The sequence below is a fragment of the Pseudomonas sp. FP597 genome (genome assembly GCF_030687435.1).
In the GTDB taxonomy this organism is placed as follows: domain Bacteria; phylum Pseudomonadota; class Gammaproteobacteria; order Pseudomonadales; family Pseudomonadaceae; genus Aquipseudomonas; species Aquipseudomonas lactucae.
On record NZ_CP117432.1, the window covers coordinates 1,029,660 to 1,050,502 of the forward strand.

Here is a 20,843-nt window from a genome sequence, read left to right on the forward strand (position 1 = left end):
GTATTTTTACGATGTTCGCGACTGAGTGGCTACTGCCAATTGACTGCTCAGTCAGTTATCGCAGAACACCTTTACACTGTTTTATTCAAAACAATACCTAGTGCACCAGCGCACTAACTAGGAGAACGGCATGCTTGAGCTCACCCACGAGCAGATATCCATGGGCCAGGTGGCTGTGGATAAGTCTGCTGCCTTGCACTTGCTCGCTGACAAACTGGTGGCCGATGGCCTGGTCGCCGAGGGTTACCTCAGCGGTTTGCAAGCCCGTGAAGCCCAAGGTTCGACCTTTCTCGGCCAAGGTATTGCCATCCCCCACGGCACCCCCGAAACCCGCGACCAGGTGTTTGCCACCGGCGTGCGCCTGCTGCAGTTCCCCGAAGGGGTGGACTGGGGCGACGGCCAGATCGTCTACCTGGCGATCGGCATCGCCGCGCAATCCGATGAACACCTGCGCCTGCTGCAATTGCTCACCCGCGCCCTGGGTGAAACCGACCTGGGCCAGGCGCTGCGCCGTGCCGGCAGTGCCGAAGCCTTGCTGAAACTGCTGCAAGGCGCGCCGCAGGAACTGGCGCTGGATGCGCAGATGATCAGCCTGGGCGTGTCTGCCGACGACTTCGAAGAGCTGGTCTGGAGAGGTGCGCGCCTGTTGCGCCAGGCCGACTGCGTGAGCAACGGGTTCGCCGCCGTGTTGCAGCAGGTCGATGCGCTGCCCCTGGGTGATGGCCTGTGGTGGCTGCACAGCGAGCAGACGGTAAAACGTCCGGGCCTGGCGTTTGTGACCCCGGATAAACCGATGCGTTACCTCGGTCAGCCGCTCAATGGTCTGTTCTGCCTGGCCAGTCTGGGGGAGGCCCATCAAGCCCTGCTGGAGCGCCTATGCGCATTGCTGATCGAAGGCCGCGGCCAGGAATTGGGCCGTGCCACCAGCAGCCGTGCGGTGCTCGAAGTGCTGGGCGGCGAACTGCCGCCGGACTGGCCGAGTGCCCGTATTACCCTGGCTAACGCCCATGGCCTGCATGCGCGCCCGGCGAAGATCCTCGCCCAATTGGCCAAGAGTTTTGAAGGCGACCTGCGTGTGCGCATCGTCGATGGCTCAGTGGGTGCTGTGTCGGTGAAAAGCCTGAGCAAGCTGCTCAGCCTCGGTGCGCGTCGCGGGCAGGTGCTGGAATTTGTCGCCGAGCCGAGCATCGCCGGCGATGCGCTGCCCGCGCTGTTGGCGGCGGTGCAGGAGGGTCTTGGCGAAGAGGTCGAGGCGTTGCCGACGGTGAGCGCCCAGCCCGAAGTGCTCGATATCGAGCCGGTGGTCAGCGCGCCGCCAGCCGGCAGCCAGGTGCAGGCGATTGCGGCCGCGCCGGGTATTGCCATCGGTCCTGCGCACATTCAGATCCAGCAAGTATTCGACTACCCCCTGCGCGGCGAGTCCTCGGCCATTGAGCGCCAGCGCCTGCAAGCCGCCCTGGCGGACGTGCGCCGCGATATCCAGGGCCTGATCGAACGCAATCCGTCCAAGGCGATCCGTGAGATTTTCATCACTCACCAGGAAATGCTCGACGATCCGGAACTGACCGACGAAGTCGACACCCGCCTCAAGCAGGGCGAGAGCGCCGAAGCCGCCTGGATGAGCGTGATCGAAGCCGCCGCCAGGCAGCAGGAGTCATTGCAGGACGCCTTGCTCGCCGAGCGTGCCGCCGACCTGCGGGATATCGGCCGGCGTGTGCTGGCGCAATTGTGCGGCGTCGAAAGCGCCCAGGAGCCGAGTGAGCCTTACATACTGGTGATGGACGAAGTCGGCCCCTCCGATGTCGCGCGCCTGGACCCGACTCGCGTCGCCGGTATCCTCACCGCCCGTGGCGGCGCCACCGCTCACAGCGCCATCGTCGCGCGTGCTCTGGGCATCCCTGCGCTGGTCGGCGCCGGCCCCGGCGTGCTGCTGCTGGCCGCCGGCACGCCGCTGTTGCTCGATGGTCAGCGCGGCCGCCTGCATGTGGACGCCGACGCCGCGACCCTGCAACGCGCCACCGTCGAACGCGACACCCGCGAACAGCGCCTGCAAGCCGCTGCGGCCCAGCGCCACGAACCGGCCGTGACTCGCGACGGTCATGCCGTGGAAGTGTTCGCCAACATCGGCGAAAGCGCCGGTGTGGCGAGTGCGGTGGAGCAGGGCGCCGAAGGCATCGGCCTGCTGCGTACCGAACTGATTTTCATGGCGCATCCCCAAGCGCCGGACGAAGCCACCCAGGAGGCCGAATACCGCCGCGTGCTCGACGGCCTCGGCGGGCGTCCGCTGGTGGTGCGGACCCTGGATGTGGGTGGCGATAAACCCTTGCCTTACTGGCCGATTGCCGAGGAGGAAAACCCCTTCCTCGGCGTGCGCGGCATTCGCCTGACCCTGCAACGCCCACAGATCATGGAAGCGCAATTACGCGCGTTGCTGCGTTCTGCGGACAGCCGCCCGTTGCGCATCATGTTCCCGATGGTCGGCAGCGTCGATGAGTGGCGTGCGGCCCGCGACATGACCGAGCGCCTGCGCCTGGAAATTCCGGTGGCGGACCTGCAACTGGGCATCATGATCGAAGTCCCGTCGGCCGCGTTGCTGGCGCCGGTGCTGGCCAAGGAAGTCGACTTCTTCAGCGTCGGCACCAACGACCTGACCCAATACACCCTGGCCATCGACCGTGGCCACCCGACCTTGTCGGCCCAGGCCGATGGCCTGCACCCGGCGGTGTTGCAACTGATCGACATCACCGTGCGCGCGGCCCATGCCCATGGCAAATGGGTCGGTGTGTGCGGCGAGCTGGCGGCGGACCCGCTGGCGGTGCCGGTGCTGATCGGCCTGGGTGTGGATGAGTTGAGCGTGTCGGCCCGCAGCATTCCCGAAGTGAAGGCGCGCGTGCGTGAATTCAGTCTGAGCGAGGCCCAGAGCCTGGCGCAACAAGCACTGGCGGTGGGCTCCCCCGCCGAAGTGCGTGCCCTAGTGGAGGCCGTGTAAATGGCAAGGATTCTAACCCTGACGCTGAACCCGGCGTTGGACCTGACGGTGCGCCTGCCGCGCCTGACGCCCGGTGAAGTCAACCGCAGCGAAACCCTGCTCACCCACGCCGCCGGCAAGGGGGTGAATGTCGCCCAGGTGCTGGCCGATCTCGGTCACGTGGTCAACGTGGGCGGTTTTCTCGGGCGTGCCAACCCCCAGGCGTTCGATGTGTTGATCGCCAGCCGGGGATTTGGCGACTCGTTCATTCGCGTACCGGGCGAGACCCGCAGCAATATCAAGATTGCCGAACAGGACGGCCGGGTCACCGATATCAATGCGCCGGGGCCACTGGTGAGTGAGCAGGCACAACAAGACTTGCTGACACTGATCACAACCGTCGGCCCTGACTTCGATGCGGTGGTGGTGGCCGGCAGTTTGCCGCGTGGCGTCAGCCCGCAGTGGTTTCAGAACATGCTGGAGCAACTGAAGGCGCTCGGTCTGAAGGTGGTTCTGGACACCAGCGGCGAAGCGCTGCGCGCCGGTTTGAAGGCGGGGCCATGGATGGTCAAGCCCAATACTGAAGAGCTGGCCGAAGCGCTGGATAACGCCACCGATGCCGTCAGCCAACTGCATCGACAGGGTGTGGAACACGTGGTGGTTTCCGACGGTGCCGCCGGCGTGACCTGGTACAGCTCGGCTGCGACTCTGCATGCCACGCCGCCTCAAGTGACGGTAGCCAGCACTGTTGGCGCCGGCGACTCGCTGCTGGCCGGCATGCTCCACGGGCTGCTCAGCGGCGACACGCCCGAGCAGACCCTGCGCCGCGCCACCGCGATTGCCGCGATGGCGGTGACGCAGATCGGTTTTGGCATCAGCGATGACGCGCAGTTGGCGCGCCTCGAAAGCGGCGTTGTCGTACGCACGCTGACAGAACAATAAGAGGGTTTGTGATGAAGTTAGCCATTGTTACTGCCTGCCCCAACGGCATGGTCACCAGTGTGCTGTGCGCCCGCTTGTTGGATGCCGCCGCGCAGCGCCAAGGGTGGAGCACCAGCGTCGAAGTGGTGGATGTGCAGCACCCGGAACGCCAATTGTCCGAGGCGACCCTCAACGATGCCGAGTGGGTATTGCTGGTCAGCAGCACCCCGGTGGACATGCAGCGGTTTGTCGGCAAACGCGTGTTCCAGAGTACCCCGGCCCAGGCGTTGGCGGATGTCGACGCGGTGCTGCGGCGCGGGGCTGAAGAGGCCCAGGTATTCGTCGCAAGCGATGCATCCGCCGGTGCGAAAAATGCTCCGCGCATCGTCGCGATTACCGCCTGCCCGACCGGCGTGGCCCACACCTTCATGGCCGCCGAAGCCTTGCAGCAAACCGCCAAGCGCCTGGGCTATGACCTGCAGGTCGAAACCCAGGGTTCGGTCGGCGCGCGTACGCCGTTGAGCCCGCAGGCCATCGCCGATGCCGACGTGGTGTTGTTGGCCGCCGACATCGAAGTCGCCACCGAGCGCTTCGCCGGCAAGAAGATCTATCGCTGTGGCACCGGCATTGCTCTCAAGCAATCCGAAGCAACCCTCAACAAGGCCCTGGCCGAGGGTGCCGTGGAAAGCGCGGCCAGCGGCGCGGTGGCCAAGCAAGAAAAAACCGGTGTGTACAAACACCTGCTCACCGGTGTGTCGTTCATGCTGCCGATGGTGGTAGCGGGCGGGCTGTTGATCGCGCTGTCGTTCGCGTTCGGCATTCATGCGTTCGAACAGCCAGGCACCCTCGCAGCCGCGTTGAAAACCATCGGCAACAGTGCCTTCACGCTGATGGTGCCGCTACTGGCGGGGTATATCGCCTACTCGATTGCCGACCGTCCCGGCATTGCGCCGGGCATGATCGGCGGCCTGTTGGCCGGCACGTTGGGCGCGGGGTTTATCGGCGGCATCCTGGCCGGTTTCCTGGCGGGTTACAGCGTCAAGCTGATCAGCCGTGCCGTGCGCTTGCCGCAAAGCATGGAGGCGCTCAAGCCGATCCTGATCATCCCGTTGCTGGCGAGCCTGTTCACCGGTCTTGCGATGATCTACCTGGTGGGGCCGCCGGTGGCGCGCATGCTCACCGGGCTGACCGGCTTCCTCAGCACCATGGGCACCACCAATGCGGTGCTGCTGGGTATCCTGCTGGGCGGCATGATGTGCGTGGACCTGGGTGGGCCTATCAACAAGGCGGCCTATGCGTTTTCGGTGGGATTGCTGGCGGCGTCCAGCGGCGCGCCGATGGCAGCGACCATGGCTGCCGGCATGGTGCCGCCGATTGGCATGGGCATCGCCACGTTCCTGGCGCGGCGCAAATTTGCCCAGACCGAGCGCGAAGCCGGCAAGGCCGCGATGATCCTCGGCCTGTGCTTTATCTCCGAGGGCGCGATCCCGTTTGCCGCCAAAGACCCGCTGCGCGTAATCCCGGCCTGCATCGCCGGCGGTGCATTGACCGGTGCCTTGTCGATGTACTTCGGCTGCGTGCTGGCGGCGCCCCATGGTGGGTTGTTCGTGTTGGTGATCCCGAATGCGATCAACCATGCGCTGTTGTATCTGCTGGCGATTGTGGCCGGCAGCCTGCTGACCGGGGTGGTGTACGCACTGATCAAGCGCCCGGAAGCGGTGGAGCTGGCAGTCACCACCGCCAAAGTCTGACGCCATTCAAACGGTGTCTTTAGATGTGTCACATGGGCTTCATCCCACCATGCTTTAGTGCCCTTTTGATTCTCAAGAGGGCACTCGCATGAGTCACTTCGATCTCGGCCGTCGCCGTGTGATGCAAGTCGTCGGTGCCGGCCTGTTGCTGCCGGGTCTGGCGCCGGCAGTGATCGCGTCGGTCAAGGACCGGCCGCAACTCACCGATGGCGTGCAGTCCGGCGACCTGCTCGGCGACCGTGCGATGATCTGGAGCCGCAGCGACCGCCCGGCGCGCATGGTGGTGGAGTGGGACACCCGCAGCGTGTTCAGCAACCCGCGTCGCTTCGTCTCGCCGCTGGCCGACAAAGGCAGCGACTTTACCGCGCGCGTCGAACTCAGCGGACTGCCTGCCGACCAAGCGATTTTCTACCGTGTGCACTTCGAAGATGCCCAGACCGGTATCGCCAGCGAGCCCTGGTTCGGCCACCTGCGCAGCGTGCCGCAACAGCGCCGCGACATCCGTTTTGTCTGGAGTGGCGACACTGTCGGACAAGGTTTCGGCATCAACCCCGACATCGGCGGCATGCGCATCTACGAAGCCATGCGCCTGCGCCTGCCGGACTTCTTTATCCACAGCGGCGACACCATCTATGCCGACGGCCCGGTGCCGGCGCAACTGCCCACCGAGGGCGGGCGCATCTGGCGCAACATCACCACCGAGGCCAAGAGCAAAGTCGCCGAAACCCTCGACGACTATCGCGGCAATTACCGCTACAACCTGATGGATGAAAACGTGCGCCGCTTCAATGCCGAGGTGCCGCAGATCTGGCAGTGGGATGACCATGAGGTGGTGAACAACTGGTCGCCGAGCAAGCAACTCGATGAGCGCTACCAGACCAAGGACATCAACACCCTGGTGGGCCGTGCGCGTCAGGCCTGGCTGGAATATTCCCCCATGCGCCGGCAAAGCGCCGACGGTGGCGGCCGCATTTATCGCAAGCTCAGCTATGGCCCGCTGCTGGATGTGTTTGTGCTCGACATGCGCAGCTATCGCGGCGGCAACGATGACAACCTGGGCGGCGAAAAACCCTTCCTTGGCCGCGAGCAGTTGGACTGGCTCAAGCGCGAACTCAAGGCCTCCAAGGCGCAGTGGAAGGTGATTGCCGCCGATATGCCGATTGGCCTTGGTGTGCCCGACGGTGAGGTCAGCCCCGGTGTGGCGCGTTGGGAGGCGATTGCCAACAACGACCCGGGCGCGCCGCAAGGGCGCGAACTGGAAATCGCCGAGCTGCTGGGTTTTTTAAAGGCGCAGCAGGTGCGCAATCATCTGTGGCTGACGGCGGATGTGCATTACTGCGCAGCGCATCACTACCATCCGGATCGCGCGGCGTTCCAGGACTTTGAGCCGTTCTGGGAGTTTGTCGCCGGGCCCCTGAATGCGGGGAGCTTTGGACCCAATCCGCTGGATAAGACCTTTGGCCCAGAGGTGGTGTTCGAGAAGGCACCGCCTGCGCAGAACACCTCGCCGTTTGCCGGGTTTCAGTTTTTTGGCGAGGTGAATATTGATGGGCAGACGGCGGAGTTGACGGTGGTCCTGCGGGACTTGGATGGCGTCTCAGTATTTGAGCAAAAACTACAACCAGTCTGACCTGAAATGCGGTCCAAATGTGGGAGGGGCTGCTCCCACATTGGATCGCATCAGTACACGTCTCTACGGTAACGGCCTTGCTCAATCAAGCGCTCCACCGTCTCACGTCCGAGGACGTCGTGCAGCACCTGATCCACGCCCGCGGCCATGCCCTGCAAACTGCCGCACACATAGATCGCCGCGCCATCGGCCAGCCATTTACGCAATACATCCGCCGATTCACGCAGTCGGTCCTGTACGTAGATCTTTTCTGCCTGATCCCGCGAGAAGGCCAGGTCCAGCAAGGCCAGATCACCACTGGCCAGCCAGCTTTGCAGTTCGTCCTGGCACAGATAGTCGTGGGCGATATTGCGTTCGCCGAACAACAGCCAGTTACGCTGTTGGCCGTCTGCAATACGCGCCTTGAGCAAGCTGCGCAGGCCGGCGAGGCCGGTGCCGTTGCCCAGCAGAATCAACGGCACCGGCGCGTCCGGCAGGTGGAAGCCGCTGTTGCGGCGCAACCGCAGGCTGATGCCCGAACCGATGGACGCGTACTCGGTGAGCCAACCCGAACCCAGGCCCAGGCTGCCGTCGGGGTGGCATTCCTGACGCACGATCAGTTCCAGTACACCGTCGCTGGCAATCGAGGCAATCGAGTATTCGCGCATGCCCAGAGGCACCAGGGCATTCACCAGCGCCTGGGCGTGCAGGCCGACCAGATGAGTGCGGTTGTCCGGCAATTGGCGACTGGCCAGGGCCTGGTTGAGGGGTTGGGCCAGGCCGTCGATCAGCACATCGTCGTTGCCCGCCAGGCCCAGGCCTTCAAGGAAGTGCTCGATGGCCCGGGGGCCATTGCGCGGTAGCACTTCCACCAGGTCGCCGGCTTGCCAGGTGTGTGGCGAGGACGGGGTCAGGCCCAACAGGTACACGGCCGAGCCGCTGCTGTCCGGGTTGAGCAGGCGGCGCTGGCTGAGTGTCCAGTGTTCGTATTGCGCGGCGGGCCATGCCGCTGCGGGCGCGTGGCCGGTCAGTTGCCCCAGCTGTTGTTGCCAGTGCAGCAGCGCGGCGGTGTCACCGCTGTCCACTTCCACCGGGGCGAACAACGGGTTGCCGCCCTGGTTGGTCAGCCAGAAATGCAGGCGCCGGGCAAAGCCGCAGAAGTGTTCGTACTGGCGGTCACCCAGGGCCAGTACCGAGTAGTTCAGGCTCTTGAGGGACAGGGTTTGGCCGAGCACGCTGCGTTCGAAACCACGGGCGCTGTCCGGGGCTTCGCCGTCGCCGAAGGTGCTCACCACAAACAGTGCATTGTGCGACTGACGCAGGTCGGCCTGGCTGACGCTACCCAGAGGCTGCACCTTCACCGGCAGGCCGGCCGCCTGCAATTGCCCGGCGGTCTGCCAGGCCAGTTGCTCGGCAAAGCCGCTCTGGCTGGCAAAGCCGATCAGCCAGGCGGGCGCATCGCTGTGGTTGGCGGCCAGGCTTTGGCGGGCATCGCGCACCTGGCGTTTTTTGCGGCGACGGTCCAGGTACAGCAGCCAGCCGGTGATAAAGAACAGCGGCATCAGCACCGCGCTGAGCGTGAGGATGATGCGCCCGATCAGGCCGAAGTAGCTGCCGGTGTGCAGTGCATAAATGCTGGTCAGCAACTGCGCCTTGACGCTTTTGTTGGCGTACTGATCATGGGATTTGACCTCGCCGGTGGCCGGGTCGAGGTTGATCTGGTTCAGCGCGCGGTCGTGGGGCGAGTTTTGCAGCAGGTAATAAACGGTGGCGGGCTGGCCGGCAACCGCTGGCATGCGGATGTTGTAGGCGCTCAAGCCGGGACCGGCGTTGCTGTAGATGCTGCTCCAGATCGCATCGTAATTGGCGATCGGCGCCGGGCCCGCGGGCGCGGGGCCACGTGTGCGTACCCGCTCGTTTTGCGGGGCGTCGGACAACAGTTTGGTCAGACCCTGGCTGTACCAGTCGTAGGACCAGGACAATCCCGTCAACGCCGCCAGCAGATAGGCCAGCAGACACCAGGTGCCGAATACCGAATGCAGGTCCCAGTTGAAACTGCGACCTTTTTTTCGCCAGTCCAGGGTCAGCCATGCACGCCAGTTCGCGACCTGGCGCGGCCAGCGCAGGTACAAGCCAGAGAGACAGAAAAACACCAGGATCAGGGTGCAGGCGCCGGTGATCTGTCGGCCGGTTTCGCCCATGGCGAGGAAGCGGTGCAACTGCAGGATAAAGCCGAAGACGTCCTGTCCAACCACCTCACCCCGGTAGTCGCCGGTGTAGGGATCGAAGTAGCGCATCTGGCCCCGGCGCTCGCCTGGCGGCGGGGTGAAGGCCACGCGCGCGGCGAGGCCGCTGTCGCGTTCGACCCAGAGCATGGCCACGGTCTTGCCTTCGGTGGCTTCCAGTTTGCGCACCAGTTCGGCGGGCGGCAGCACGCCGGCTTCGCGTTTTTCTACGCTCAGTACGCTGGGGTTGAGCGCCCGCAGTATTTCATCCTGAAACGAGACCGCAGCCCCGGTGATCCCCATCAAGGCCAGCACCAGCCCGGCACTGATGCCGAAGAACCAGTGCAACTGGAACAGGGTTTTCTTCAACACGTCTGACCGCCTCGTCTATCCGGATATGTAGGGCACGGCGCGCATTATGCCGTGGCTTGTCGAGAAACATTCTGTTTTACACAAAAAAGCCCCGCGCATCCGATGCGTGGGGCCGTTTGCCGGGTGACGCCGTTGGTTAGAAGTGGAAACTGGTGGTCAGCAGCGCCGTGCGCCCCGCCGCCTGGTTGGCGAAGTGCGAACTGTAGGCCTTGTCGTAGTAGACCTTGTCAGTCAGGTTCTGCACGTTCAGTTGCAGGTCGACGTTTTTGGTCAACTTGTAGCTGGCCATGGCGTCGTAGCGGGTGTAGGACGGCACGTAAACAGTGTTGCCCACATCACCGTAAACGTCGTCGACATAGAACGCGCCACCGCCGACGGTCAGCTTCGAGGTGATGTCATAGGTGGTCCACAGGCTGAAGCTGTTCTTCGGCGTGTTGGGCATTTGGTTGCCTTCGTTGGAACCTGCGCTGATCACCCCGTTGCGACCGTTACGGCCGGCCTTGACCAGTTCACTGTCCAGGTAGCTGTAGCCCGCGAATACTTGCCATTGATCGGTGATCTTGCCGCTGGCGGACAGCTCGACGCCATCGACTTGGGATTCACCGGCATTCTGGTAGGTGAGAGCGTCGACCAGGATGCGCGTGTTTTTCTTCTCGGTACGGAACACCGCAGCGGTCAGCGAGAGGCGGTCGTGGAACAGGTCCCACTTGGTGCCCAACTCGTAGTTGACGGTTTCTTCCGGTTGCAGGTCGCTCGATGCGGCGCCCGCCGACAGCGGATTACCGTCGGCGCCTTCACCCACCAGGCCACCGGCCGGCGACGCCGAGGTGGCATAGGAGGCATAGATGCTGGCGTTCTCCACAGGCTTCCAGACCAGGCCGGCCTGCCAGTTGAAGAACTGGCTGTCGTCCTTGATTTTGCTGCGCCCGGTGGCGGCGTTGGTGTTGGCCTCGGTGTCGAAGGTGTCGTAGCGCAGGCCGACGTTGAGCAGCCATTTCGGGTCCAGCTCGATGGTGTCGAACACATAGGCGGCGCGGCTGGTGGCCTTGGTGTTGGTACCGTTGTAGTTGCGCGCGATGCTGCCGGCCCAGGCGTCATCCGGGTTCGGGTTGCTCAGCGAGGTGCACTGGCCGCCGCGACCGCCGCCGGCCACGGTGCAGACCGGGTTGGCGTTCGGGCTGACGGTGTAGCTGCTGACGCGGGTTTCTTCACCGGTGAACTCCAGGCCGGTGGAGTAGCTGTGCTTGAAACCCAGGGCCTGGAAGTTGCCGAACAGGTCGGTCTGGTTGGTGGTGGTCGTGGTGGTGGACACGCGGGTGTTGGCGCGGCGCCACACGGTGCCGAAGCGGTTGACGTTGAACTTGCTGTCATCCGGCTGGGTGAGTACGTAGTCCTGGCCGGTGCTGCCGTGGCGCAGGGTGTTTTTCAGGGTCATGTTGTCGTTCAGGTCGTGCTCGACAGAGACGGTGCTGATGTCGGCGCGGGTCTTGCGGAAGTCACGATCCTTGAGGCCGTAGAAGTTGTTGCTGTCACCGCCGTCGGTGGGTTTGTCGTGCACGTGGGCGGTGGCGGTCGCCGAACCGTAACCGTAGGGAATGCCCGAGTCCGGCAGGTCGTTGCTTTCCACGTGGTAGTAACTGAGGTTGACGCGGGTCGGGGTACCCAGGCCGAAGGTCAGCGATGGGGCCACACCCCAGCGGTCGTAGTTCACCGCATCGCGGCCGGCGACGTTCTGCTCGTGGCTCATCAGGTTCAGGCGGAACGCGGCGCTGTCGTCGAGGAACTGGCGGTTCACGTCGAGTACGTAGCGGCGGGTCTGGTCGGAGCCGTAGGTGAAGCCACCGTTGGTGAAGTCCCGCGCCTGTGGGGTCTTGCTCACCAGGTTGAGGCTGCCACCGGCCGAGCCACGACCGCCGAACGAGGAGTTCGGGCCTTTGCTGACTTCGATCGATTCGATGTCGAAGATTTCACGGCTCTGGCCGCCGGTGTCGCGCACGCCGTCCAGGTAAGTGTCGCCCTGGGCGTCAAACCCACGGATGAACGGACGATCGCCCTGCGGGTTACCGCCTTCACCGGCACCAAAAGTGATGCCTGGCACGGTGCGCAAGGCATCCTGCAACGAGGTGGCGGCGGTGTCCTTGAGCACTTGTTGTGGCACCACGGTGACCGAGCGCGGAGTGTCCACCAGTGGCGCGGTGTACTTCTGCGATGAAGCTTTTTCGACCTGGTAGGAGGTGTTGTCCTGTTCTTCCCCGGTGATACTGGTGGCCCCCAGGGAGATGCTGTTGCGCTGGCCTTTCTGCTCAGTGTCTTCGGCTGCCTGCGCCATGTGGGCGGCGGAGCTGGCACCGATGGCAACGCCGATGGCCGAGGCCAGCAAGCGTGGTGAACCGGCCGTTGTTTTTAGCGTAGTGCGCGACATGACGTGTCCTTTCCCCAAGGATGTGAGGCCGCGGAATATAGGGTGAACAAGACTTCATATCAATTGCGATACATTGCTAATTGCATTGAATTTACATTCTTTACACTTCTGCGTTACGGTTTTTAGCCTCTCATTCGTCCTGCACGTTTTACATGGCGGATAAGAATCAATACCATTGGCGCCTCCTTGTTTTCAGGTGTTGCCCTCATGTTGCTGCATATTCCCGGCCTGTTCTCTCGCGAGGAAGTGCAGCGCATCCGTCAGGCCCTTGAAGACGCCGATTGGGCCGACGGCAAAATCACCGCCGGGCACCAGTCCGCCAAAGCCAAACACAACCTGCAGTTGCCCGAAGGCCACCCATTGGCCAAGGAAATCGGCGCGGCGATGCTTGAACGCTTGTGGCAAAACCCGCTGTTTATGTCGGCGGCGTTACCGCACAAGGTGTTTCCGCCGCTGCTCAACTGCTACACCGCAGGCGGCAGTTTCGACTTCCATATCGACAACGCGGTGCGCCAGCCCAAAGGCAGTCACGAGCGCGTGCGCACCGACCTGTCATCCACGTTGTTCTTCAGCGATCCCGACGAATACGACGGCGGCGAATTGGAGATCCAGGACACCTTCGGCCTGCAACGCGTCAAATTGCCCGCCGGCGACATGGTGCTGTACCCCGGCTCAAGCCTGCACAAAGTCAACGCCGTGACCCGTGGCGCGCGCTACGCTTCGTTCTTCTGGACCCAAAGCCTGGTGCGCGAAGACAGCCAGCGCACCCTGCTGTTCGAGATGGACGGCGCGATCCGGCAATTGACCGCGGATGTGCCCGACCACCCTGCGTTGATCCAGCTCACCGGCACCTACCACAACCTGTTGCGTCGCTGGGTCGAGGTCTGAGATGGGCTTTTTGTTACGCCGCCAGGAAGTGCTCAATGTCGAACAGTTGCAGAGCATGCTCGACGACGCGCCGGTGCGCGCCGCCCAAGCGATCCTGATCGCGGCCAAGGAAGGCGTGGTGGATGCCCAGGCCCTGCTCGGGCAAATCCTGCTGGAAGGGCGCGGCATTGCCCGCGATGAAGCGCTGGCGTTGCGCTGGTTCCGCATCGCGGCGCAGGGCGGTCATCTGATGGCGCGCAATATGGCCGGGCGTTGCCTGGAGCATGGCTGGGGCTGCCCGGCGGATGCAGCCGCGGCGGCGCAGCAATACCGTCTGGCCGCCGAGGCGGGGCTGGATTGGGGGCAATACAACTACGCAAACCTGCTGGCGACCGGTCGCGGTGTTGCTGAGGATCAGCCGCAAGCATTGTCCTTCTATCGTCGGGCGGCGGAGCAGGGCCACGCCAAGTCGATGAACCTGCTGGGGCGCTACCTGGAAGACGGTCAGTATTGCCCGAGGGACCCGCAGGCCGCCGTGGACTGGTATCGCCGCTCGGCCGAAGGCGGGGATTTTCGTGGGCAGTTCAGTTATGCGGCGGTGCTGGCGGATAGAGGCCAGGTCGAGACGGCGCTGGAGTGGCTGCACAAAGCGCTTGCCGGCGGCAATCTGAAGTTTTTGCGGGTGGCATACGCAGCCCTTTTAAATGCCAAACAACCCAAAATAAAAGCTTTGGCGAAAGAGTTTGCGCAGCGCCTGGCTCAATTAAACGATGAGCGGCAAGGTGTCGAGGTTGCTGCTCAAACCTAAATCACTCTGATTAGGGCTGATTCAATTTTAATCACTGGTTTCGCAGTATCGCGAAGAGAGCATTTATGGGCGCCGACACTAAAGTTCTGACAGCTCATGTCCCCACGGCACTTGCGCAAAAAGTGGATCAGATGGCGGCGCGAATGAATCGTTCGCGTGGTTGGATCGTCAAGCAAGCGCTCGCCGATTGGGTCGATCTTGAGGAGGAGCGCAGCCGACTTACGCGGGAGGCCATGGCCGATGTTGATGCCGGCCGCGTGATTGACCAACGGGCGGTTCAGGCCTGGGCGGACAGCTTAAGCACCGATTCCCCGCTTCCGGTACCACTCTGATGGAGTTGAAGTGGACGAGTAGGGCCTTATCGGACCTGGCTCGACTTTTCGACTTCCTTGCCGTAGTAAATCGCCAAGCGGCTGCACGCACGGTGCAGTCGCTTTCTCAGGCGCCTATCAGCTTGTTGAGCAACCCTCGCATCGGCGAACGAGTTGAAGAGTTTGAGCCGCGAGACGTAAGACGGCTGTTGGTTGGGAGTTACGAGATGCGGTACGAGATTCAAGAATCAACCGTCTATATTTTGCGTTTATGGCATGTCCGTGAAGACGGCTGACTTTGCAGGCGGATCGAGTAGGAGGCGGATTTACATCCGCCGTCCTCTCACACCACCGTACGTACGGTTCCGTATACGGCGGTTCAGGTCATGCGGATAAGCCGTTGATCGTATCGAGTATCGAGACCAGTCCGAGCTGGTTCCACAGTTTCTTCGGCAGCGCCTGATTCATATGTGACGCTCCCGAGTTCCACCAAGGACCTCTGCCATTGAACGCTGATGTGCAAGCACGTCCTTCATGGATCCCCAGGCGCATCAGGTTGCGCGCCCTCGTAGAGGGCCGCTTCCATTGACGCCAGACGACACATCGAAGCTTACGTCTTACCCAACCGTCCAATTCTTCGAGTGGTTTCCTGCTCTGGCTGAGCTTGAAGTAACCCGCCCAACCACGCAGCACCGGGTTGATCCGCTCAATGACGTTAGCCATCTTGTGGCCCCGGGCTTTACGCAGCAGTGCTCTGAGCCGATCGCGTAGGCGATCCAGGCTCATCGTCGCCACTCTTAGTCTCGGCTGTTGGTGCCAGCTCATCCCATAACCCAAGTAGTCACAGGCCCAGGGCCGTGCCACACGGCTCTTTTCCTGATTCAACGTCAATTTCAGGTGTTGATTCAGGAAGCGTTCAACCCCGGCCAGCACACGCTCGCCTGCGCGACGACTACGCACATAAATGTTCGCGTCGTCGGCATAGCGTACAAAGCGGTGGCCCCGTCGTTCCAGTTCACGGTCGAGTTCGTTGAGCAGGATATTCGACAACAACGGCGAGAGCGGACCGCCTTGCGGCGTCCCTCCTGCCGTCGGCTGGCGATCCCACCCGACATGACTCCAGCCTCGAGGTAGCGACGGATCAGCCTGAGCACTCGCTTGTCTTCGACTTGACGTTCGATGCAGGCCATCAATACATCGTGGTTGACTCGATCAAAGAACTTCTCAAGATCAAGCTCCACGCACCAGCGGTTCCCCGCCGCCACATGGGCGCGAGCTGTTTCGATAGCTTGGTGAGCGCTTCTGCCCGGACGAAAGCCGTAGCTGTAATCCGAGAACAGAGGGTCGAAGATCGGTGTGAGCTGTTGCAGCAAAGCCTGCTGGATCAGGCGGTCCACTACACTGGGAATGCCCAGCTGTCGCGTTCCTCCCTTGGGCTTGGGGATTTCAACGGCGCGTACACCTTGCGGGTGATACTCACCGGCCAGCAACCGAGCCTTGAGGATCGGCCAATACTGATTCGTGTAGTCCGCCAATTGCTCGACCGTCATGCCATCGGCACCCGGCGCGCCCTTGTTGCTGACCACACGGTGATACGCACGCTTGAGGTTGACGGGTGCGAGCACCCGCGCCATCAGCGTGTCCGGCTCCGCTTTCGTCCGCGCCACAGACGCCGCCGATACCTCTGCGCTGTCAGCCGTCATCCTCGGATACTGTCCGGAACTCGGAGTAACAGTTTTCTCTGGGAGAAATTTCTGCATTTCGGTATTCAACGAGACTCTGACGCCTACCGGCGGCATAACCTGTTCAGCCCTTGATGACGTGGTTATTCGTCACTTACTACGGCCTCGGCTGACTTCTGCAGGTTCATCCCGTCGCCTCTCGACGCCCGGTAGCACAGTGGCAAACCTACAGATCTCCCAGGGTAATTCGCGCGACCTTCCTGCTTATGCCTGTCGGATCTACGTCGTAGCGTTCCGTGCAAGTATTGGGCTTTAACGATTTGCGCCGTCTTACCCCGCTACGCCGCCTCTATCCGCTTCCTGTTCGTCAGGCCAGCATTTTGCCTCGGGCTTCCTTCAGATTCGCAGTCACCCGCGACACCCTTGCCTCTGGCTAACACTTCCCCTTGCCGGGTGTGTAGAGGACTTTCACCTCCAAGTCACCAGCGTGGCCACCACAGCCAAGCTGGTTGCGCTTACGCGCAACGCGCCATGCCTGGCGCACGCATAAAAAAACCCATGACACGTCATGGGTTTTTCTTGCAGCTTAAAACTTGCGGCTGCTGTTAAACATAAAACGACTTCAACGGTGGAAAGCCATTGAATTCAACCGCGCTGTAGCTGGTGGTGTACGCGCCGGTCGACAGCCAGTACAGACGATCACCGATCGCCAGGTTCAGCGGCAGGCCGTACTTGTAGTTTTCGTACATGATGTCGGCGCTGTCGCAGGTGGGGCCGGCGATGACCACTTCTTCCATCTCGCCTTTCTTCTCGGTCCAGATCGGGAACTTGATGGCTTCGTCCATGGTTTCGATCAGGCCGGAGAACTTGCCCACATCCGTGTACACCCAACGCTCGACGGCTGTGCGGGATTTACGCGCCACCAGCACCACTTCGCTGACCAGGATGCCGGCGTTGGCGATCAACGAACGGCCCGGCTCCAGGATGATTTCCGGCAGGTCGTCGCCGAAGTCTTCCTTGAGGAAACGGATGATCTCTTCGGCGTAGGTTTCCAGGCTGTTGGTGCGGGTGATGTAGTTGGCCGGGAAGCCGCCGCCCATGTTGATCAGCTTCAGATGGATGCCGTCTTCTTCCTTCAGACGTTCGAAGATCACTTTGACCTTGGCAATCGCTGCGTCCCACACGCTGATGTCGCGCTGTTGCGAACCGACGTGGAACGAGATGCCGTACGGCACCAGGCCCAGGTCGCGGGCGAGGATCAGCAGGTCCATGGCCATGTCGGTCTGGCAGCCGAATTTGCGCGACAAAGGCCAGTCAGCCGTGGTCGAGCCTTCGGTGAGGATACGTACGTACACTTTCGAGCCCGGCGCGGCCTTGGCGATGTTGCGCAGGTCGGCTTCGGAGTCGGTGGAAAACAGGCGCACGCCCTTCTCGTAGAAGTAGCGGATGTCTTTGGATTTCTTGATGGTGTTGCCGTAGCTGATGCGGTCGGCGCTGACGCCACGGTCCATCACTTTGTCCAGCTCGTAGATCGAGGCGATGTCGAAGCTCGAGCCTTTGTCCTTGAGCAGGTCGATGATCTCGACGGCCGGGTTGGCCTTGACCGCGTAATACACTTTGGCGAATTCGAAACCGGCGCGCAGGTCGTCGTAGGCCTGGCTGATCATCGCGGTGTCGATCACCACGAACGGGGTTTCTTGCTTGTCGGCAAACGCCTTCATTTTGTCAAAAGTGGCGCGTGCGAAATAGTCTTCGACGTTGATCGACATGCTGGGAACTCCTAAGGGCAAACTGAAATTAGCAATGGGTGCAAATGAACGTCCTCCGTATCCCCACTTTGGTTCGCCTACTTCCCAAGGCATGTCGCCGAAAGCAAAAAGGCCATGGGAATTACCGCTTCCCTTGGCCTTGCTGTCTCGTCGTCAGTACTTGAGCCGGATGGATCGTTTCCAGCATGGACGTTCGGCGCGAACTTTAGGGCTTGATGGGCGTGGGATCAACTAAAAATGTCGCGTTTTTGCACGCGTTCGTCGCGCGATGGCGTGCAACTACTTATGTAACCGACCGGTGTGACGGATTGATGTTCCCCGGATGGGGATAATTGAAGGTATTTCCCTGACAGATCACGGACCAAATGTGGGAGGGAGCAAGTCGAATCGTCGCACCGCCCCTCCCACATAAGATCAGGCCAGTGCCGTCTCGGCAGGCGAAACAATACTGGTCTTGCCCCCACGCGACTTACCGGAACTCAGGTACTCGGCAATCGACTCCTGGGTCACCTCACCCAAAAACACCCGCTCGGCATCCATCACCGGCAGCCACGAACGGTTGAACTCGTACATGCGCGACAGCAGGATGCGCAAGTGCTCGTCATACGCCGCCGTGGCGTTGAATTCGCGCAGGTACTGGCCGCACGTACCGGTCTGACGGTGCAGGTCGCGACGGCGCACATAGCCCAGCGCCTTGTTCTCGGCACAGGTGACCACCACGTAGCGGCGGTCATGTTCGTCCATCAGCTCCAGGGCGTCGGCCACCGGGGTTTCCGGGCTCACCGACGGGGCGTTGTCCGCCGCGTCTTCGGCCTTCACCAGCAGCAGGCGCTTGAGCGTGCTGTCCTGGCCCACGAAGTTGCTGACGAACTCGTCGGCCGGGTGTGCCAGCAGCGTGTCCGGGTGGTCGATCTGCAGCAGTTTGCCGGCGCGGAAGATCGCGATCTTGTCACCCAGCTTGATGGCTTCGTCGATGTCGTGGCTGACCATGATCACGGTCTTGTTCAGCGCGCGCTGCATCTCGAAGAACTCGTTCTGGATCATCTCGCGGTTGATCGGGTCGACCGCGCCGAACGGCTCATCCATCAGCAACAGCGGCGCGTCGGCCGCCAGCGCGCGGATCACGCCGATGCGCTGTTGCTGGCCGCCGGACAATTCACGCGGGTAGCGGTGCAGATACTGCTTGGGTTCGAGCTTGATCATGCTCATCAACTCGCGGGCGCGGTCGTGGCATTTTTGCTTGTCCCAACCGAGCAGCTTGGGCACGACCACGATGTTTTCCTCGATGGTCATGTTGGGAAACAGGCCGATCTGCTGGATCACGTAGCCGATGTTGCGACGCAGGGTCACCTCGTCGAGGCCAGTGGTGTCTTCGCCGTTGATCAGGATCTTGCCCGAGGAGGGCTTGATCAGGCGGTTGATCATCTTCAGCGTGGTGCTCTTGCCGCAGCCCGAGGGGCCGAGGAATACGCAAATTTCGCCTTCGTTGACGGTCAGGCTGACATCGTTGACGGCCGTGACGGTCTTGCCGTTGCTTTGAAAGGTCTTGGACAGATTTTGAAGTTCGATCATTTGAGCAATCCTTTTGGAGTCAGCGAGCGTTGCAACGACTGCAGAAGCAGGTCGGCGAAGATGGCCAGGAGACTGACCAGCACGGCGCCGACGATCAGCATCGACATGTCGCTGCGGCTGATGGAGGCCAGAATCAGTACACCCAGGCCACCGGCGCCGATGGTGGCGGCGATGGTCATCACACCGATGTTCATCACCACGGCGGTGCGCACGCCGGCGAGGATCACCGGCACCGCAATCGGCAGTTCGACCATGCGCAGGCGCTGGCCGAAGGTCATGCCGATGCCTTTGGCGGCTTCGCGAATGCCCGGCTCCACGCCGGTAAGGGCCAGGTAGGTGTTACGCATGATGGGTAGCAGGGAGTAGAGGAACACGGCGGTAATCGCCGGCATCGGCCCCAGGCCCTGGCCGAACTTGGAGTAGAACGGCAGCAGCAGGCCGAACAGGGCGATGGATGGCACGGTCAGCAACACGGTTGCGCTGGCCTGCAACGGGCCGGCCAGGGTCGGGTAGCGCGTCATCAGGATGCCCAGGGGCACACCGACAAAGATCGCGAGAATCACCGCGATGCCGACCAGGGTGATGTGCTGCCAGGTCAGGTGCAGGACTTGGGCCCAATCAAGATGGGAAAAGGCGTTCAGGAATTCCATGTCTTCTCCTCTTTAATGGATGGGGTGTTGGCGCAGGAAATCGGCGGCCACCGCGGACGGGCTTTCATGGTCGACGTCGACCCGTGCATTCAGTTGGCGCATGGTTTCGTCGTCGAACAGGTCCGCCAGTGGCTTGAGCTCAGCGGCCAGTTGCGGGTGCTGGTCGAGGTATTCCTGGCGGATAACAGGCGCGGCGGTGTAGTCCGGGAAGTAGCGCTTGTCGTCTTCCAGCAGCTTCAACTTGAACGCGTTCAGGCGCCCGTCGGTGGTGTAGACCAGGCCGGCAAATACTTGGCCGTTACGCAGTGCGGTGTAGACCAGGCCTGCATCCATCTGCCGGGTGTTCTTGCGGGTGAGGTTCATGTCGTACAGCTTGACCATGCCGGCCAGACCGTCGGAGCGGTTGGCGAACTCGGTGTCCAGAGCCACCAGGCGGTGCTCTTTGGTGTCTTGCGCCATGGCGTTGGTGAGGTCGCTGATGCTGTTTATCTCGGGGTGTTCCTTGGCCACTTTTTCCGGCAGTGCCAGGGCGTAAGTGTTGCTGAAGTGCGACGGCGACAGCCAGACCAAGCCTTTTTTCGCGTCGAGTTCTTTCACCCGTGCGTAGGACTGCGCGCTGTCGAGCTTCTCGTCGATGTGGTTGTAGGCGACCAGCGACACCCCGGTGTATTCCCAGAGCAGATCCAGCTGCCCGCTTTCCTGGGCACTGCGCGCCAGGTTGCTGCCCAGTCCGCCGGTCACACGGGTGTCGTAACCCTTGGTGCGCAGGTACTGGGAAGTGATTTCGGCGAGCAGGGTCTGTTCGGTGAACACCCGGGCGCCGATGCGAATTACCGGTTTCTCGGCGGCTTGCGCAATGCCTGCAAACAGCAGGACGCAGCCTAATATCAAGCTTAGTTTTTTCATGTGAATTCCT

Annotated in this window: 14 protein-coding genes and 1 pseudogene; 8 read left to right on the forward strand and 7 right to left on the reverse strand. The window is 62.1% G+C overall.

Annotated elements, in window-relative coordinates; genetic code table 11:
• Positions 1-130: 130 nt before the first annotated feature.
• From ptsP to PSH66_RS04750, 4 genes are all read left to right on the forward strand, one after another.
• Positions 131-2,989, forward strand: coding sequence for a phosphoenolpyruvate--protein phosphotransferase (gene ptsP / locus PSH66_RS04735; protein ID WP_141064344.1), 2,859 nt, complete (start codon positions 131-133; stop codon positions 2,987-2,989).
• Entirely contained in the window at positions 2,990-3,910 is a 921-nt protein-coding gene (gene pfkB / locus PSH66_RS04740; protein ID WP_003171702.1) for a 1-phosphofructokinase, read from the forward strand.
• An 11-nt stretch (positions 3,911-3,921) separates the two neighbouring features.
• Positions 3,922-5,640 carry a PTS fructose-like transporter subunit IIB gene (locus PSH66_RS04745; protein WP_305428486.1) on the forward strand — a complete coding sequence of 573 codons (1,719 nt, stop codon included), beginning with the start codon at positions 3,922-3,924 and terminating at the stop codon, positions 5,638-5,640.
• Positions 5,641-5,728: 88 nt separating this feature from the next.
• Complete coding sequence (locus PSH66_RS04750) at positions 5,729-7,270, forward strand: alkaline phosphatase (protein ID WP_003171705.1); 1,542 nt, start codon at positions 5,729-5,731, stop codon at positions 7,268-7,270.
• A 50-nt stretch (positions 7,271-7,320) separates the two neighbouring features.
• Here the strand turns inward: PSH66_RS04750 and PSH66_RS04755 are convergent, their stop codons facing one another.
• Both PSH66_RS04755 and PSH66_RS04760 read right to left on the reverse strand, forming a co-directional pair.
• Positions 7,321-9,846 (reverse strand): sulfite reductase flavoprotein subunit alpha, encoded by a 2,526-nt coding sequence (locus tag PSH66_RS04755; protein WP_003171706.1) that lies wholly within the window; start codon positions 9,844-9,846, stop codon positions 7,321-7,323.
• A 136-nt stretch (positions 9,847-9,982) separates the two neighbouring features.
• Positions 9,983-12,268, reverse strand: coding sequence for a TonB-dependent siderophore receptor (locus PSH66_RS04760; protein ID WP_305428487.1), 2,286 nt, complete (start codon positions 12,266-12,268; stop codon positions 9,983-9,985).
• 207 nt (positions 12,269-12,475) lie between these two features.
• Here PSH66_RS04760 and PSH66_RS04765 point away from each other — a divergent pair, with 207 nt between their 5' ends.
• The 4 genes from PSH66_RS04765 to PSH66_RS04780 all read left to right on the forward strand — a co-directional run bounded on the left by PSH66_RS04765 (position 12,476) and on the right by PSH66_RS04780 (position 14,550).
• Positions 12,476-13,156, forward strand: coding sequence for a Fe2+-dependent dioxygenase (locus PSH66_RS04765; protein ID WP_003171708.1), 681 nt, complete (start codon positions 12,476-12,478; stop codon positions 13,154-13,156).
• 1 nt (position 13,157) lies between these two features.
• Positions 13,158-13,943, forward strand: coding sequence for a tetratricopeptide repeat protein (locus PSH66_RS04770; protein ID WP_141064350.1), 786 nt, complete (start codon positions 13,158-13,160; stop codon positions 13,941-13,943).
• Between the two features lie 65 nt (positions 13,944-14,008).
• A complete protein-coding gene (locus tag PSH66_RS04775; RefSeq protein WP_305428488.1) occupies positions 14,009-14,275 on the forward strand; it encodes a CopG family ribbon-helix-helix protein in 267 nt (88 codons plus the stop codon).
• Positions 14,275-14,550, forward strand: coding sequence for a type II toxin-antitoxin system RelE/ParE family toxin (locus PSH66_RS04780; RefSeq protein ID WP_305428489.1), 276 nt, complete (start codon positions 14,275-14,277; stop codon positions 14,548-14,550). Before PSH66_RS04775 ends, PSH66_RS04780 begins: the two co-directional genes overlap by 1 nt.
• A gap of 88 nt (positions 14,551-14,638) precedes the next feature.
• On the opposite strand, the pseudogene ltrA reads toward PSH66_RS04780, so the two are convergent.
• The 5 genes and pseudogenes from ltrA to PSH66_RS04805 form a co-directional block, all read right to left on the reverse strand.
• Positions 14,639-16,053 (reverse strand): annotated as a pseudogene (gene ltrA, locus PSH66_RS04785) (group II intron reverse transcriptase/maturase).
• A gap of 488 nt (positions 16,054-16,541) precedes the next feature.
• Positions 16,542-17,705, reverse strand: coding sequence for a type III PLP-dependent enzyme (locus tag PSH66_RS04790; protein WP_014716890.1), 1,164 nt, complete (start codon positions 17,703-17,705; stop codon positions 16,542-16,544).
• Between the two features lie 414 nt (positions 17,706-18,119).
• Entirely contained in the window at positions 18,120-19,277 is a 1,158-nt protein-coding gene (locus tag PSH66_RS04795) for a betaine/proline/choline family ABC transporter ATP-binding protein (RefSeq protein WP_305428490.1), read from the reverse strand.
• Positions 19,274-19,927, reverse strand: a complete 654-nt coding sequence (locus PSH66_RS04800) for an ABC transporter permease (protein WP_003171712.1) — start codon at positions 19,925-19,927, stop codon at positions 19,274-19,276. The genes PSH66_RS04795 and PSH66_RS04800 overlap by 4 nt, the downstream gene beginning before the upstream one ends.
• A 12-nt stretch (positions 19,928-19,939) precedes the next feature.
• Complete coding sequence (locus tag PSH66_RS04805) at positions 19,940-20,833, reverse strand: glycine betaine ABC transporter substrate-binding protein (protein ID WP_003171713.1); 894 nt, start codon at positions 20,831-20,833, stop codon at positions 19,940-19,942.
• Positions 20,834-20,843 lie beyond the last annotated feature (10 nt).

Coding starts and splice junctions, on each gene's coding strand:
- ptsP (WP_141064344.1), top strand. CDS start 131: ATGCTTGAGCTCACCCACGAGCAGATATCCATGGGCCAGGTGGCTGTG.
- pfkB (WP_003171702.1), top strand. CDS start 2,990: ATGGCAAGGATTCTAACCCTGACGCTGAACCCGGCGTTGGACCTGACG.
- PSH66_RS04745 (WP_305428486.1), top strand. CDS start 3,922: ATGAAGTTAGCCATTGTTACTGCCTGCCCCAACGGCATGGTCACCAGT.
- PSH66_RS04750 (WP_003171705.1), top strand. CDS start 5,729: ATGAGTCACTTCGATCTCGGCCGTCGCCGTGTGATGCAAGTCGTCGGT.
- PSH66_RS04760 (WP_305428487.1), bottom strand. CDS start 12,268: ATGTCGCGCACTACGCTAAAAACAACGGCCGGTTCACCACGCTTGCTG.
- PSH66_RS04765 (WP_003171708.1), top strand. CDS start 12,476: ATGTTGCTGCATATTCCCGGCCTGTTCTCTCGCGAGGAAGTGCAGCGC.
- PSH66_RS04770 (WP_141064350.1), top strand. CDS start 13,158: ATGGGCTTTTTGTTACGCCGCCAGGAAGTGCTCAATGTCGAACAGTTG.
- PSH66_RS04775 (WP_305428488.1), top strand. CDS start 14,009: ATGGGCGCCGACACTAAAGTTCTGACAGCTCATGTCCCCACGGCACTT.
- PSH66_RS04780 (WP_305428489.1), top strand. CDS start 14,275: ATGGAGTTGAAGTGGACGAGTAGGGCCTTATCGGACCTGGCTCGACTT.
- PSH66_RS04790 (WP_014716890.1), bottom strand. CDS start 17,705: ATGTCGATCAACGTCGAAGACTATTTCGCACGCGCCACTTTTGACAAA.
- PSH66_RS04795 (WP_305428490.1), bottom strand. CDS start 19,277: ATGATCGAACTTCAAAATCTGTCCAAGACCTTTCAAAGCAACGGCAAG.
- PSH66_RS04800 (WP_003171712.1), bottom strand. CDS start 19,927: ATGGAATTCCTGAACGCCTTTTCCCATCTTGATTGGGCCCAAGTCCTG.
- PSH66_RS04805 (WP_003171713.1), bottom strand. CDS start 20,833: ATGAAAAAACTAAGCTTGATATTAGGCTGCGTCCTGCTGTTTGCAGGC.